Below are 16,425 nucleotides of genomic sequence, written 5' to 3' on the forward strand. Positions count from 1 at the left end.
AAAAATTTATGATGAAAGTAATTAAACTAATTTATTAACTAAACAAATTAAAATGGAGAAACTTAAACTTTTATTATTGGCCTTTTTAATAGGCTTTTCATCAACATCTTGGTCACAAAACCAAGTGACAGGTGTTGTAACTGATAATCAAGACGTTCCTATACCTGGTGTTAATGTTGTTGTTAAAGGGACTTCAACTGGTAGTGCCACAGATTTTGATGGAAAATATCAAATTAAAGTAAACCCAGGTGATGTACTGGTGTTTTCTTATTTAGGTTACCAAACAACAGAGGTTGCTTTTAATGGGGAGTCTACATTGGATGTTAAATTAGAAGAAGATGCAGCCAAGCTTGACGAAGTCGTGGTTATTGGTTATGGTTCTGTAAGGAAAAGTGATTTAACGGGATCTGTAGCTACAATTAGTTCCAAGCAATTGGATCAAGCTAATAAAGTCGATGCTATTTCTGCATTACAGGGACAGACACCGGGTGTTGTCATTCAGCGTACCGATAACAAACCAGGAGCTGGAGGGTTTAATATTCGTATTAGGGGTGCTAGCACCATTAATACAAACGAAACGACAACAGCTGGAGGTTTTACCCCAGGTCAGAATCCACTTTTTATAGTGGATGGTATTTTTGTCGATGATATTTCTTTCTTGAACCCTGCAGATATTAGTAGTATGAATATCCTTAAAGATGCTTCAGCAACTGCAATATATGGATCTAGAGGTAGTAATGGGGTGGTTTTAATAGAAACCAAGCGTGGTAAAAGTGGAAAATTAAAAATTGAATATAGTAATTATATTGGATTTAAACAAGCCTATCATTTGCCATCAATCTTTAATGCATCTGAGTATGTTGAATTTGTAAAAGATGTTGCAGTAGGTGTTCAATTCAGTTCAGGAAATACCAGTTATAGAGCTAGTGATGTAGATTTAGCTGCAGATAATATTTTTGATGCAGAAGAATTACAGAATGTTGCTGATGGTGTTAATACCGATTGGGTAGATCTTATACTAAGAAATGGATTTCAAACCAATCATACCATTAACCTGAGTGGGGGTAACGATAAAAGTGTTTATTCTTTAGGTTTAGCTTATACAAAGGATGAAGGTACTTTAAAAGGTGAAGAATTTAGTAGATATAACATAAGAGGAAGCTTAAAAAGCGATCTAACCAATTGGCTTAGCTTAAGTGTAAGCAATTATATTACGACAGCACTTCAAGACACTGGAAGCTGGGAAGGTTTTAGAAGTGCTTATAGACTTAAACCTATTGGGCGTCCATATAACGACGATGGTTCTTTGCGTTTCTTCCCAACAAATAAAGAGACTCAAATAACCAATCCATTATTTGAAGCCGATAATATTACTAAAGAAGAAAAATACTTACAATATATAGGTGATATAGCTTTGGAAATAAAGCCTTTAGATGGATTGACGATTACCACAAAATTTTCGCCAAACATTAGGTATGCAAGATATGGGGAGTATAGAGGATTATACTCAAAAAGTGTTAGTGGAAATGTGTCAAACAGAAGAGCTCAAGTTAATAATTCTAATTATTTCTCCTATTCTTGGGATAACGTTTTTAACTATAAGTTTAATACAGGGGATCATGCTCTTGATGTTACAGGGGTAATCTCAAGATATTTGGAACGCTTTGAAGGCTATTATACTCAAGTTAGAAACTTTACCACTGATGATTTTAGTTTTTATAATCTTGGGGCAGGTACCGATATAAGAAATGTGTCAAGTAGTTTTTCTAAACAAACTTTAGAATCTTATACAGGAAGAATAAATTACACCTTTATGGATAAGTATTTATTCACTTTAACAGGACGTTATGATGGAGCGTCTATTTTAGCAGAGAATAATAAATGGGAATTTTTTCCTTCAGCAGCCTTTGCATGGAAAGTAATTGATGAAGGTTTTATGCAAAACCAACAGTTATTTTCAAACGCTAAATTTAGGTTAAGTTATGGTAAAACTGGTAACAATGGACAAGGAGGTGGTCTAGGACCTCTAGGGTCACAATCATTATTGGGTACTAGTGCTACCAATTTGGGAGATTCATCTGTTCCAACTTATTATATAACAGGTTTAGCTAATAAAAACCTTAAATGGGAAAAGACTTCTGAAGTAAATTTTGGTTTTGATTTTGGTTTTTTAGATAATAAAATCAATGGATCTATTGATATATATAATAGAAAAAATTCTGATATCATATTTAGAAAGAATTTGCCAGCCGTTACAGGTTTCCCTGCTGGGGCTTATACTAATATTGGAGAATCCACAAATAAAGGTATAGAGATTGGACTTAATACGATAAATGTTGATAACGGAACTTTTAAATGGACCACCAACTTTAATTTTGCATCCAATAAGAATACAATAGATAAGCTTTATGGAGATGGAAATGATATTACATTTGGAGTAAGTGGCACTAATATGATTCATAGAGTGGGAGAATCTATTGGTTCTATTTACGATTATGAGTTTGCGGGAATTTGGCAGCTAGAAGAAGCGGCTGAAGCTGCAACTTACAATCAACTTCCAGGACAAGTAAAAGTAACCGATGTTAACAATGATGGCCAGATTACCGATGCAGATAGAAAAATAATTGGTCAAGTTACCCCAAAATGGACGGGAGGTATTACAAGTACCATGAACTATAAAAACTTTGATTTTTCTTTCTTTTTAAACATAAGCCAAGGTAATATGTATAGGAGTAATTTCCACAGTGCTTTTGCATGGAGTTGGGAAAACGAACCTAATAGAACTTTTAATGGCTATAATGTAGATTATTGGACGCCAGAAAATCAGTCAAATACATGGAATCAGCCAGGTAATCCTGGACCATATGGTTGGGTGATACAATACAGAGATGTTTCTTTTGTAAAAGTAGGATATATGACTTTAGGATATAATCTACCGTCAACCATGTTGGATAAACTTAAGGTTAATAAATTAAGAATTTACACAACCGTGCAAAATCCATTCATTTTTACAGATTATGATGGATGGGATCCAGAAAGTGCTGGAAGAAATCATTGGGGAGCAGCTTTTATGTCTCGTACGTTTATGGCAGGGATTAATTTAAGCTTTTAAATAACCGTTAAATTAAATTTAGGGAAAATGAAAAACATTAAATATAAATTAATTATAATTCTACTTACAACTGGGTTTTTGAACACTAGTTGTGAAGATTATCTTGAAGAAGAAAACAATACAGCGATAAGTATTGAGACAGCTAGTTCATATCCAGAGACTTTTGACCAATTGGTGGCCAATATTTATGAACGGGCAAGGGAAACAACAACACACTATGCCCCTGACTTGTATTATGCCCTTGAAGATTTAGGGACTGATATTGTAACAAGGGGAAGCGCTATTGCAGGTGTTAGCGATATAAATGATTATGTAAACCTAAATTCGCTCAATTGGGCAGCTGGTGCGTATTGGACAAATCAATACAGTATTATTTCTGCCGCCAATGTAGCCATAGACAATGCAGATGTAATTCAAGGTCTTGATGATGCAGCTAAAATGACAGGAATTGGCGAAGCTAAATTTTTTAGAGCTTTGGCTTACTTTAATTTAGTAGAAAACTATGGAGGAGTGCCTTTGGTTTTAAATCAAGTTACTACAGCAGCTTCAGATTATACACGTGATAGCGAAGAAGCAATTTATGTACAAATAGAGCAAGATCTTCAAGATGCATTAGCATCTGTGGAGTCAAGCCCTAGTGCTTATGGAAGAGTGTCTAAAGATGCTGTAAGACATCTTTTGTCAAAAGTATTGCTAACTAAAGGATATAAACCTTTTGGCTCGGGAGCCGATTATACAGATGCAGTGGCTTTAGCTGAAACAGTTATTAGTAATCACCCGTTAGTGTCCTCATTTGCATCATTGGTTGATATCAACAATCAAAGAAATTCAGAAGTTATTTTTGCTTATTTATTTGGAAACAATTCTGTTAGTAGAGGTTGGGGTAATTCTAGGCATATGATGTACAAATTTAGGTTTTTTGATTATCCTGGTTTAACAAGAACTGTAAAAGGTCTGGGACCAATGCCAACACCGTTTTTCTATGATCTTTTTGATGATAATGATCAGAGAGCTGAAGCCACTTTTGCTAGAGAAATCTTTGCAACAGAAGACTATGTAGGTAAGAATGGAGAAAATGTATCTGCTGGTGAACGCGCTATATATTTCCCAAAAACAGCATGGACTCAAGCCGAAATAGATGCGGTTCCTTATGCAGTAATCAATCCAGGAACCTATTTTGAAAGTGATGGCGTAACAGCTGTTCATTATCCACAGTTTACCAAATTTGATGATCCTGGAGTGCCTTTTTCACAACCAGACCAGTCTTCACAAGGTGAAAGAGATATGGTAATGATGAGAAGTGGTGAAGCGTATTTAATTGCTGCTGAGGCTTATTTGCAATCTGGGAATACTACAGATGCTGCAGCACGTCTTACTACACTAAGATCTCGTGCGGGGTTAACTATAGATGTAGATCCTGGAGATGTTGATATTGACTTTATTCTCGATGAAAGAGCTAGAGAGCTAACAGGGGAAGTAAACAGATGGATGGATTTAAAAAGAACAGGAAAGCTAATAGAGCGTACTTTGTTACATAATCCGCATGCAGCTTTTAATAATGCGCTTCAAGAAAAGCATCTTTTAAGACCTATTCCGCAAGCAGAAATAGACCTTACGGGAGGAAGTATTACACAAAATCCTAACTATTAATATTATTCAAATATCTTTTTTGAGTTAGTTTAATTGAGTTGTTAGTTTGATTTATAGGCAGGCGAGTTTTTGTCTGCCTATATTTTTAAAATGACATGATTATGATCAACTAAATAGTATTTAACTCAATTTCAAAAATCCCATAGCTTAAATTATCCATGAAATTGTATAGAGCCTATTTTATAGAATTTATTAATATGTTATTGATATTCCTTTTTTTAATATCATGTGAAAATGATAGAAACATAGTTGCTAAAGAGGAACAATTTGTAGATAAGGTGTATCCATTACTTGATACCGAAAACTCAAGATGGTTTTTCTTTTCATCTGCTAGCCGTCCATTTGGAATGGTTAATTTAAGTCCGGATACGCAAATTGAAGGCGATTGGGGCACTGGGTATCGCTACAATACGGACACCATAAAAGGTTTCAGTCATATTCATGCTTGGCAAATATCAGGTTTGTCGGTAATGCCTGTAACCATTTCCCATAAAAACAAAGATCATATTTTTACCGATTTTTTCTCAAGTTTTAAACATCAAGCAGAAACAATAACGCCAGGATACCATTCAGTAGAGTTAGATAGATATCAAATTAAGGTTGCATTAACAAGTACAAAACGAGTTGGGTTTCACCAATATTCGTTTCCGAAAAATAAAGAGGCAGGTATCCTTTTCAACTTAAATACCATATTGGGACCCTGTGAAAACATAGAGGGTGTCCTAAAGCAAACAGGGAAAAGCGAGTTGTCGGGTAAATTAGTAGCAGCTCCAACACACAGACGCCCTAAACCATTAACCATATATTTTAAAGTACAACTAAATGTTCCTGTGGCTGCTTTGGAAGAAGATGCTGAAACAGGAAATTATTTAATCAGCATAGAAAATACTGAGAAAGCCGTTTTAATGAAGGCTGGGATTTCTTATACTTCAACAGAAAATGCAACTAATAATATTCAGCAAGAATTACCTCATTGGGATTTTGATAAAGTAGTCACGGAATCGAAAACCGAATGGAATAATATGTTATCAAGAATTCAAGTGGAAGGAGGAACCGGTACAGATCAAAAACGATTCTATACCGATTTATGGCACGCTTTACAAGGTAGAAGAATTATTAGCGATGTTAATGGAGCCTACCCAGATAATACAGGTAAAACTTTTAGGGTTGGCCAGTTGCCATTGAGTGCAGATGGTAAACCTAAATTTAACCATTACAATTCCGATTCGTTTTGGGGTGCACAGTGGACTATCAATACGCTTTGGGGATTGGTTTATCCAGAAATTATGGAAGAATTTGTACATTCCCTAATGCAATATTATAAAGATGGCGGTATGATTCCACGTGGGCCTTCTGGGGGTAATTACACGTTTGTAATGACAGGAGCTTCCTCAACACCATTTATTGTAAGTGCTATTCAAAAAGGAATCATAAAAGAAGATTTAGAATCTATTTATATCGCGCTCAAAAAAAACCATATGATTGGGGGTATTATGGGAAAAGCAGGTTACGAGCATACTATGGATATAGGAGGTGGTTTAAAATATTATTTAGAAAAAGGCTATGTGCCTTATCCTATTCCTGAAGGGAACTTTGGATTGCATCAAGACGGCGCTAGCCAAACCTTGGAATATGCTTATCAAGATTGGACTTTGGCGCAATTGGCTAAAAAATTAAATAATGATGAAGATTACGATTATTTTATGGCTAGGTCTAAAAATTATAAACAAGTGTTTGATACTAATATAAATTGGATGCGACCTAAAAATACTGAAGGGAAATGGTACGAAAACTTTGATCCTTATCAATACGAACATGGATTTATAGAATCAAATGGGGCACAATCTACTTGGTTTGTTCCACATGATATCAATGGTTTAGCAATATTGATGGGAGGAAAAGACAAAGCTGTTGAAAAATTAAATAAGCAATTTGAAACAGCCAAAGCGTTAAAGTTTACTTCAGGGGTATCACATGATGCCGAATTACATCCAGAATATAGCCGCATACCAATCAATTTCGGAAATCAGCCCTCTATCCAAACCTCATTTGTATTTAATCAATTAGGTAGGTCGGATTTGACACAATATTGGACAAGGACAGTGATTAATAAAACGTTTAGTGGTTTGGCTCCTAACACAGGTTATAATGGTGATGAAGACCAAGGATTAATGGGTAGTTTAAATGTCTTGTTTAAAATGGGTTTGTTTCAAATGAATGGTGGTACTGAAGAAAATCCGGAGTATCAGATAGGAAGTCCTGTTTTTAATAAAGTTACCATACAGTTACATTCAAAGTATTACTCAGGTGAAACATTTATTATTAAGGCAATAAATAATAACGATGAAAATATTTATGTAAACAAGCTTAAATATAATACTACTACTTTGCCTGCTTGTAGTATTTCTCATAAAGATATTACAAATGGAGGAGAGTTAATTTTAGAGATGTCAAACCAGTCTATAAATAATTTATAAAGTATTATGATAAAACCTTTTATTAATAATCGGCATATTGAATCAATAAAAAAAATAATATTTTTTGTGTTTTTGGTATTTCTTTTTAATAGTAGCAATGCTCAAGAAAAACACCATACTTATGTAGATCCCATGATTGGCTCAGAGGGAGATGGACGCGTATTCATCGGTCCGTCATGCCCATTTGGAATGGTGAAACCAAGTCCAGATTGTACCGTAAGTCCGAATAGTGGTTGGTTGCCCATGCCAAAAGAAGTAACAGGATTTAGTCAAGTGCATGTTAGTGGTACTGGCGGCGGACCAAAATACGGAAACATACAAATCATGCCATTTTCGGGCGAATTAAATAAGATAGACCAAACCTCATTTAGACAAGAAGAAAATGTAAAACTGGGATACTATGAAACTGTTTTTAAGGAAAATCAAATAAAAACAGAAATAACTACAGGAGAAAAAGTATCATTTTATAGAATTACTTATCCTGAAAAAGCAACTAAAGATCTAAAGATTGATCCAGGTTTCTTTTTAGGAGAACCAAAAGAGCCAAATCCAGATGCTAGAGAAGCACAACAATTTGTAGGCTCTCAAATTGAAGTAGTTTCAGATACAGAAGTTAGAGGTTACAGCCGAATTAGAGGTGGTTGGAATAATGGTAGTGCTTATACTGTTTACTTTTGGGCTACTTTCGATCAGCCAATAGCAAATTATGTCACTTGGAAAGATGGTAGGTTTTATGTTAATCAACCATCTCAATTTGATTCAGGTAAAAAAACAGGTGCTTTACTCTCTTTTGGTAATCAAGGAAAAAAAGAACTCAATGTTAAAATCGGGATCTCGTTTTTAAGTTCGTTAAAAGCAAAAAATAATATTGAGGTAGAGATTCCGCATTGGGATTTTAATGTTGTTTTGTTAGCGTTAGAAAATAAATGGGAACACTTGTTAAGCCGTATCACACTATCGCCAGATACTTCGGAAGATTATAAAAAAATGTTTTATACAGGTTTGTATCACACCATGATCATGCCTGTTGATAGAACTGGAGAAAACCCTTTATGGACTAATGATGAACCCTATTACGATGATTTTTATTGTATTTGGGACACGTTTAGAACATCTAGTCCGTTAATCACACTTATAGATCCAGACCGAGAAGTTGAGATTATTAATGCGATGTTGAATATTTATAAGCGTGACGGCTATTTGCCAGAAGGCAGAAGCGGAAACGAAAACGGACGAACTCAAGGTGGCTCTAATGCTGAAACAGTAATTGCCGATGCCTTTGTAAAGAATTTAAAAGGTATAGATTATGAATTGGCACTAAAAGCCATGCTGAAAGATGCTGAGGTACCTCCTGGAGGTAATGAAGAAAAAGAAGGACGCGGTGGATTGGTAGATTATTTGCGCTTGGGGTATATTCCTTACGGTATAGACAGAGCCGGTAACAGAACCATTGACTATGCTTATAATGATTACAATATCGCTACAGTAGCCAAGGGTTTAAACCAAACCGCTATTTATGATAGATATATCAAGCAGTCGGAATACTGGAAAAACCTTTGGAGAGCTGATTATGAAGATAATGGTTCTAAAGGATTTATTATGCCCAAAGATGTTTCAGGAAATTGGTTAGATGATGTGGTTTTTGGTGAATCAAAAATTCAGAAACCAACTTTTAGATATACGCCAACAATTACAGAATCTCCTTGGTATGTTTGCCACTGGTGTGTGTTTTTTTATGAAGGAACTTCTTGGGAATATTCTTTAAGCATCCCTCATGATATTCCTGAAGTTGTTGCTAGGTCTGGAGGAGATTTAGCTTTTAAAAACAGATTGGATACGTTTTTTGAAAAGGAATTGTATGATGTATCGAACGAACCTTCTTTTTTAGCACCTACCATGTACCATTGGATTGGTCGTCCAGACTTAAGCAGTGATAGGATACGTACTATCATCAAAAATAATTTCAATAGTTCGCCAAAGGGTTTGCCTGGTAACGACGACTCTGGAGCTATGTCTTCTTGGTTGGCTTTTCACATGATGGGATTGTATCCCAATGCTGGTCAGCCATATTATTTAATAAATACACCTTTAATTAAGGAAACCACGTTACAGCTAGAAGCAGGCAAGTCTTTTAAGATTTCCACTAAAAATTTGAGTGATAAAAAGAAGTATATCAAATCAGCCTTATTAAACGGAGAACCCTATAATAAAGCATGGATTTTACATGAAGACATCGTTAATGGTGGTGAATTAACTTTAGAAATGACATCAAAACCATCCACTTGGGGAACCACTATGTTGCCACCAACAAAATAATTAAGATATGAGAAACATCATTATAGCAATCATTTTTTGTACAATGTATCATATATGTTTGGCACAAAATAATATACCATCAATTAAAAATAATACGAACTTACATTATATCTGTAAGTTGCATGGACAGACAAGAACGTTGACGCTAACTACAGAAATGACTTCGGATACGTTGGTGCTAAACTTGGAAACGAGAGGCGTAAAAAGCAGTATCAGAACGATGCCCGAAGCGGTTAAAAGCGGCACGGAATTGAGTTTTAACCAAGGTGAAAATACGCCAATTTTAGTTTTGAAACCCACGGAAACGTTTTTTATGATTTCGCAATCAGCTTACCAGGATTTATTAAAAAACAATCAATTTGTTTATAATAATACTACGTATGTATTAGATAAAAGAGAAGAAAAAAATCCTGTAGTCATAGACGGAAAAGCAATACCAACTTGGCATGTAGTGGCTCAGATTGATGAAACTGAAATCTGGATTTTACAAAATCCTAAACTTCCCTTACTATGTAAAATGACTAAAAACCCATTGGGGATAAATTTTACATTAACAGAAATTGCAAATAATTGACGATTTTAGAAGTAATGAAGGTAATATGTTATATTGAGAATACTTTTTAAATGTAATACGCCAAAGAGAATAGTTTGAAAAATCAAATAAGTCGTAGTGAATTTATAAGATTAAGTAGTTTAACATTGGCTAGTAGCTTAGTTGCTGATGTGACTTTTGCAAATAATACATTTTTTAAAGAATATACTAAAGAAGTGGATATTCAATTAATGAAAAAACTTCTTTTAAATAATGATGCTAGTGTTAAAGGCATTTTAGAAAAAGGATGGTTTAAATCAAAGCGTAAAATAAATAACTTTAGACCATTAGCAGCAGAGGTTTCCATGATGTCTGCTTCTTTATCTCATTCTAAATCGGTTTACTATGAATCAAAACCTCTTGAAGAAAGGTTGAATCAAGTCTTAGATGTTTTGTTAGATAATCAATATGATGACGGAACTCTAGATGCTGGAGGCAATAGACAATCACCACCAGATACTGCTTTTGTCTTAGAGTATTTATGTGCCGCTGCGACCGTTTTAAATATAAATAAACAAACAGAATCACAAAGTCTTAGAGATAAATTAAAAGCCTTTATTGTAAAAGCAGGAGAAGCCATGATAACAGGTGGTGTTCACACACCAAATCATAGATGGGTTATTTCAGCTGCATTAGCGAATATCAATTCGTTATATCCTGACGCCAGATATATTCGAAGAATTAACCAATGGCTAGCAGAAGGCATCTATTTAAATGCTGACGGACATTATTTGGAACGAAGTGGTGTGTATTCGAACGTTATTAATAAAGCGTTTATTACTATGGCTAGATTGCTAAATAAACCAGAATTATTAGATAAAGTACGAGCAAATCTTACAACTTACTATTATTATACCGAAACCAATGGCGATTTAGTAACTGTTGATTCAAGAAGACAGGATCAATTTATGGAACTAGATGTTTCAAAGTTTTATTTGCAATATAGATATATGGCTATTCAAACCAATAATCCAATATTTGCTCATATGGTTCATTTAATAGAGCATCTTCCTGAATTTTCTAATAATATTTTATCACATGCTTTGGTACATTTTATGGAAAACAGTGAACTTCAAAAACAAATTTCAGTCCGGAATTCTATAGAAAATGATTTTGAAAAGATTTTTGCAGTCTCTAATTTAGCTAGAATTAGACGCGGAAAAACATCAGTAACCATATTTGGTGGAAATGACAAACCAGTTATGATTATATCTGGTAGATCATCAAATCCTAATTTTTTAATGATGCGAAAAGGCGAGGCGATACTTAAGTATGTGCGACTTTCTACGTCGTTTTTCAGAATGGGGTATTTTAGTAGTGATGGTCTGGTTAAAGTAGGTAATAAATATATCTTAAAGGAAACTAAGGAAGCCGACTATTACCAACCACTAGACCCAGAATTTCATAAAGCCGATGGAGATTATAAATTATCTCCTTCACAAGATAGACGTTTTTGGAATAAGATGGCCTTTAATTCAAGAACAAAAAGCAATGTAAAAACTCAAGTTTCAGTTATAGAAATTACCGAAAACAATGGAAAATTAAGTTTAGATTTTAAAGTGGATGGACCTCCAAAAGTTGAAGTTACTATAGAAATGTGTTTTAAAGAAGGAAGTTTGATTTCTGGAGCAAAAAAGGATGAATATGGTAATTATTTCTTAAAATCGGGGTTAGGTGAATTATCTATGGGATCTGATGTAATTCAGTTTGGTCCTGGAAAAATGGAACATAGTAAAATAAATAATCTAGACAGTGAGCAATATACATATCATAAGGGTAGTTTACGAACAGACGGTGTGCATGTTTACCTTACAGGATATACGCCTTTTCAACACTCTATGTTTATTGGTTAGTAAGTTTAATGATTTAGAATAACATGTTGAAATTAGCAAATTAAGTAATTATGGAATGGCCCGAAAATAATCAGGATGTATTGATTAAATCTTTATCAACAAAAAGTCCTTATTATAATGAAAAATATGAAAAGGTAGATATGTTGGGAGGAAAAGTTGGGTCGTATAAATTCAACAAGAAAGGATTAAGCGTTAGTCTAGAAGAGAAAAACAATAAAGTTACACCTATTGTGCTTAAGATTTATTAATTCTAATTTTAGTAAAAAAAACTATCAAATATATTTAAAAAGGTTGGTTCATCATTTTCAGACAATGATATGAAAGATCAAAAAATTGAAATTATTAATTAAAAACTCAAATGAACTGTACTATTCGAAAACAGTATTTTTTTCTATTTATCATAGCTACATGTATTTATAGTTGTGGTAATAGTGATGTGCGTTTAAATGATATACAGGTTATAGGAAGTCATAATTCTTATAAAGTTGCTATTGAAAAACCTTTATTTAATTATATATTTCAATTAGATTCTTCCAAAGCAAAATCATTACAATACACACATTTAGCATTAGAGAAGCAATTAGATTTAGGTTTACGGAATTTAGAATTAGATGTTTTTTACGATCCCAATGGTGGTTATTATTCGAATCCTAAAGGATTGGAAATAGTGAAATCTTTGGGAGAGGAACCCCAAGTTTTTGATAAAGAGCAGAAACTTAATGCGCCAGGTTTAAAAATCTTTCATATTCAAGATATTGATTTTAGAAGCCACTTTTTGTTATTTAAAGATGCTTTAGTCGTTCTAAAAAAATGGTCAGACACTAATCCAAATCATACTCCAATTTTCATTTTAATGAATACAAAGGATCAAGTGATAGAAAATTTGCGAGAGCCATTACCATTTTCGGCATTGGCTTTAAGTAGTATTGATACCGAGATTAAAAGTGTGCTTCCGCAAAGCCAATTAATTACCCCCGATTTGGTTAGAGGTAATTATAAAACATTAGAAGAAGCAATTCTTAAAAATGGTTGGCCTGAATTGACTGGTGTTAAAGGGCGTTTTCTTTTTGTCTTAGATGAAAAAGAAGATAAAATCAATATGTATTTAGATGGTCATCCTTCGTTAAAAGATAGGATTTTATTTGTAAATAGTATAGAAGGACGCCCAGAAGCAGCCTTTAGAATTATAAACGACCCTATTAAGGATTTTGATTATATAAAAGAATTAGTTGCCAAAGGATATATCGTTCGTACAAGAGCTGATTCTGGCACTAAAGAAGCGAGAACTAATAATTATATCCCTTTTGAAAAAGCCAAAGAGTCTGGAGCACAAATAATTTCAACGGACTATTATATACCATCAACCTTATTTCAATCCAATTTTATAGTGTCCTTTGATAATGATACTTTTGAAAGAATAAAAAATAACCATGAAGATATTTAAAGTTTTTATTCCCTTGCTTTTGTTTCAAATAGCTTTTCTTAATGCTCAAAATACACTTGACTTTTCAATTGTAAAAGCGACGGAGTCCTGCAGCATTGTCATCGATAAAAAAGATGCGAAAGTGGTTGAAATTGCCGCGAAAATGTTGGCATCCGATATAAAAAACACCACAGGAAGAACTATTAAGGTTTTGAATGAATTAGGTGATAATATTATTCTAGCTGGGACTATTGGCAACAATAAGCTTATAGAGAAACTCATTAAATCGAACAAAATAAATGTTTCAATCATAAAGAATACTTGGGAGCGTTTTAGTATTCAAGTGGTTAAGAATCCTTTTAAAGGCGTCAATCAAGCCTTGGTAATTGTAGGGTCAGATAGAAGAGGAACAGCATATGGTATACTTGAAGTCTCCAGAATGATTGGAGTTTCCCCTTGGGAATGGTGGGCAGATGTGACTCCAGAAAAACGAGATGAAATAATACTTTCAGTTCAAAATGAAGTTTCTAAAGAGCCATCCGTGAAATATCGTGGAATTTTTTTAAATGATGAAGATTGGGGGTTACAACGATGGGCAGCTTTAAATTTCGAACCCGAAATTGGAGATATCGGACCAAAAACCTATTCCAAAGTATTTGAGCTTTTATTGCGTTTACGAGCAAATACCATTTGGCCTGCAATGCATAGAAGTACCAAACCATTTTATTCCTACCCAAAAAATAAGCAGGTAGCAGATGATTATGCCATTATTATTGGTTCATCGCATGCAGAACCCATGTTGAGTAACATTAACACAGAATGGAATCATGAAACGATGGGTGAATATCGCTATGATACCAATTCTGAAATCATAAAAGGCTTATTTACAAAACGCGTAAAAGAAGCAGCAAAATTTGAAAATATTTATACTACAGGAATGCGTGGAGAACATGATTCCCCAATGATTGTTGGAGAAGATGATACAGACCAACAAGTGCAATTATTAGAAAATATAATATCAGACCAGAGGGCGATTTTAAAAAAGGAAACCAAGAAGCGTCCTAATACAATTCCACAAGCCTTTGTGCCATATAAAGAAGTTTTGACTTATTATCAGAAAGGTTTGCAATTACCGGAAGATATTACGCTGGTATGGACTGATGATAATTATGGTTACATGCGTCAGTTTAGCAACGCTGAAGAGCAAAGGCGTTCTGGTGGAGCCGGCGTGTATTATCATACGTCCTATTGGGGGCGTCCTCATGATTACTTATGGCTAAATTCTACGAATCCTGTTTTAATGTGGGAAGAAATGTCTAAAGCTTACGAATTTCAATCTCGTAATTTATGGATTTTGAACTGTGGAGACATCAAACCTCATGAATACAATATAGAATTGTTTTTAGATATGGCTTGGAATATGGACACTTTTGATAAAAGTAGTTCTATAAGAACACATCTGAAATATTGGGCAGCCAGAGAATTTGGAAAAGAAAATGCTACTGAAATCACCAATTTAATGTTTGAAAATAATCGACTGGCTTATATTCGTCGTCCGGAGTTTATGGCTTGGAGTCAGGTAGAACCAGTTACTAAAGCTGGCGAAACAGAATTGACACAGTATCATTATGGTGATGAGGTAACGAGTAGGATAAATGCCTATGGACATTTAGTTGAAACCACAGAACGCCTATATAATACTATCACAGAAAGTCGTAAAGATGCTTTTTATCAGTTAGTGTATTATCCAGTAATTGGTGCTTCAAAATTAAATCACAAATGGCTCTATCATTATAAAAATAAGTTTTCGGCACAACAGGGAAAAGCAAGTGCTCATTTTTATGGAGAGCAATCAGCAAATGCTTATAATCGCATTTTAAAAGAAACCAATTATTATAACAAAACGCTAGCGCAAGGAAAATGGAATCACATCATGACGATGCAACCTAGATTTTTGCCAGTGTTTTCCAAACCAGTTTATTCTGTTGTTGATTCAAAAGAAAAACCCGCATTAGGTCTTGCATTAGAAGGTTATGAAATGGAAGTCAATCATGATATAGTAAATAGTTATGCTGATGTTTTACCTGTTTTTAATAGTTATACAGACAATCATTATTTTATTGATGTCTTTTTAAAAGGTAAAGGCAATGTAGAGTGGAAAGCAATTCCGAAAAATGATTGGATTAAAATTTCAGAAACAAAAGGCGTTTTAACAAATGAATCTGGTGAACAACAAAAACGTTTATGGGTAAGCATTGATTGGGATAAAGTACCTAAAGGACAAAACCAAAAAGAAGCGCCTTTAGGTCATGATTTTCAATTGATTCCTCCAAGTTACAAAGTGAATAGCGCTATAGATTTTGTTAGTGGAGATCATACTGTAACTATAGGTGTGTCTGTCTATAATCCTAAATTTGAAGCGTTGGAAGATTTCTCAGGTTTTGTTGAAGATAAAGGCTTTGTATCTATAAATGCTGAAAATTTTTCAAGAAAAGTAAATGGGTTAGAAGCTTCTTGGGAATTATTTGAAGGTTTGGGGTATACAGGAAAAGTAATTACAGCCTTACCTAGAAGCGTAAATTCTGAAACAGATTTAAAATTGATTCAGCAAAATAGTCCATTACTAGAATACGATTTTTATGCCTTTAATTTTGGTGAGGTTGATGTAAGAATGCAAGCTGTTCCTACACACGCTAACTATGAAGGAAGAGGTGTGCGTTGTGCTGTTGCAATCGATGATGCCGAACCTGTAATAGTTGATTTTCAAACTTTTGGAAGAAGTGATGCATGGAAACAAAATGTGCTTAAAAATGCCAGTGTACAATCTGTAAAACAGATTGTAAACAAAGCAGGAAAACATACATTAAAAATCTGGATGGTCGATTCTGGGGTTATGTTAGATCAAATTTTAATTGATTTGGGTGGCTGGAAAAAATCATATGCTTTTCCGAAAGAAACTAAAATTAAAGATTAAAGTGTAAAACATGTTTAAGTAAAGAATA

The 16,425-nt window shown here is 34.0% G+C and carries 9 protein-coding genes; all 9 read left to right on the forward strand.

Annotation, left to right across the window (positions count from 1 at the left end):
- Nucleotides 1-52: 52 nt before the first annotated feature.
- The 9 genes from AC5SR4_RS15075 to AC5SR4_RS15115 all read left to right on the forward strand — a co-directional run bounded on the left by AC5SR4_RS15075 (nucleotide 53) and on the right by AC5SR4_RS15115 (nucleotide 16,397).
- Nucleotides 53-3,112: a SusC/RagA family TonB-linked outer membrane protein gene (locus AC5SR4_RS15075; protein WP_495357105.1), complete on the forward strand. Its 3,060-nt coding sequence runs from the start codon at nucleotides 53-55 to the stop codon at nucleotides 3,110-3,112.
- Between the two features lie 27 nt (nucleotides 3,113-3,139).
- Nucleotides 3,140-4,762: a RagB/SusD family nutrient uptake outer membrane protein gene (locus tag AC5SR4_RS15080; protein ID WP_495357106.1), complete on the forward strand. Its 1,623-nt coding sequence runs from the start codon at nucleotides 3,140-3,142 to the stop codon at nucleotides 4,760-4,762.
- A 158-nt stretch (nucleotides 4,763-4,920) separates the two neighbouring features.
- On the forward strand, nucleotides 4,921-7,239 hold the full coding sequence (locus AC5SR4_RS15085; protein WP_495357107.1) for a GH92 family glycosyl hydrolase: 2,319 nt from the start codon (nucleotides 4,921-4,923) through the stop codon (nucleotides 7,237-7,239).
- A gap of 6 nt (nucleotides 7,240-7,245) precedes the next feature.
- Complete coding sequence (locus AC5SR4_RS15090; protein WP_495357108.1) at nucleotides 7,246-9,555, forward strand: GH92 family glycosyl hydrolase; 2,310 nt, start codon at nucleotides 7,246-7,248, stop codon at nucleotides 9,553-9,555.
- Nucleotides 9,556-9,562: 7 nt separating this feature from the next.
- Nucleotides 9,563-10,129 (forward strand): hypothetical protein, encoded by a 567-nt coding sequence (locus AC5SR4_RS15095; protein ID WP_495357109.1) that lies wholly within the window; start codon nucleotides 9,563-9,565, stop codon nucleotides 10,127-10,129.
- A gap of 125 nt (nucleotides 10,130-10,254) precedes the next feature.
- Complete coding sequence (locus tag AC5SR4_RS15100) at nucleotides 10,255-12,000, forward strand: hypothetical protein (protein WP_495357110.1); 1,746 nt, start codon at nucleotides 10,255-10,257, stop codon at nucleotides 11,998-12,000.
- A 50-nt stretch (nucleotides 12,001-12,050) separates the two neighbouring features.
- Nucleotides 12,051-12,248: a hypothetical protein gene (locus AC5SR4_RS15105; RefSeq protein ID WP_495357111.1), complete on the forward strand. Its 198-nt coding sequence runs from the start codon at nucleotides 12,051-12,053 to the stop codon at nucleotides 12,246-12,248.
- A 110-nt stretch (nucleotides 12,249-12,358) separates the two neighbouring features.
- Nucleotides 12,359-13,444 (forward strand): phosphatidylinositol-specific phospholipase C1-like protein, encoded by a 1,086-nt coding sequence (locus AC5SR4_RS15110; protein ID WP_495357112.1) that lies wholly within the window; start codon nucleotides 12,359-12,361, stop codon nucleotides 13,442-13,444.
- Entirely contained in the window at nucleotides 13,431-16,397 is a 2,967-nt protein-coding gene (locus AC5SR4_RS15115) for a glycosyl hydrolase 115 family protein (RefSeq protein ID WP_495357113.1), read from the forward strand. The genes AC5SR4_RS15110 and AC5SR4_RS15115 overlap by 14 nt, the downstream gene beginning before the upstream one ends.
- Nucleotides 16,398-16,425 lie beyond the last annotated feature (28 nt).

This window comes from Aestuariibaculum scopimerae (genome assembly GCF_059428085.1).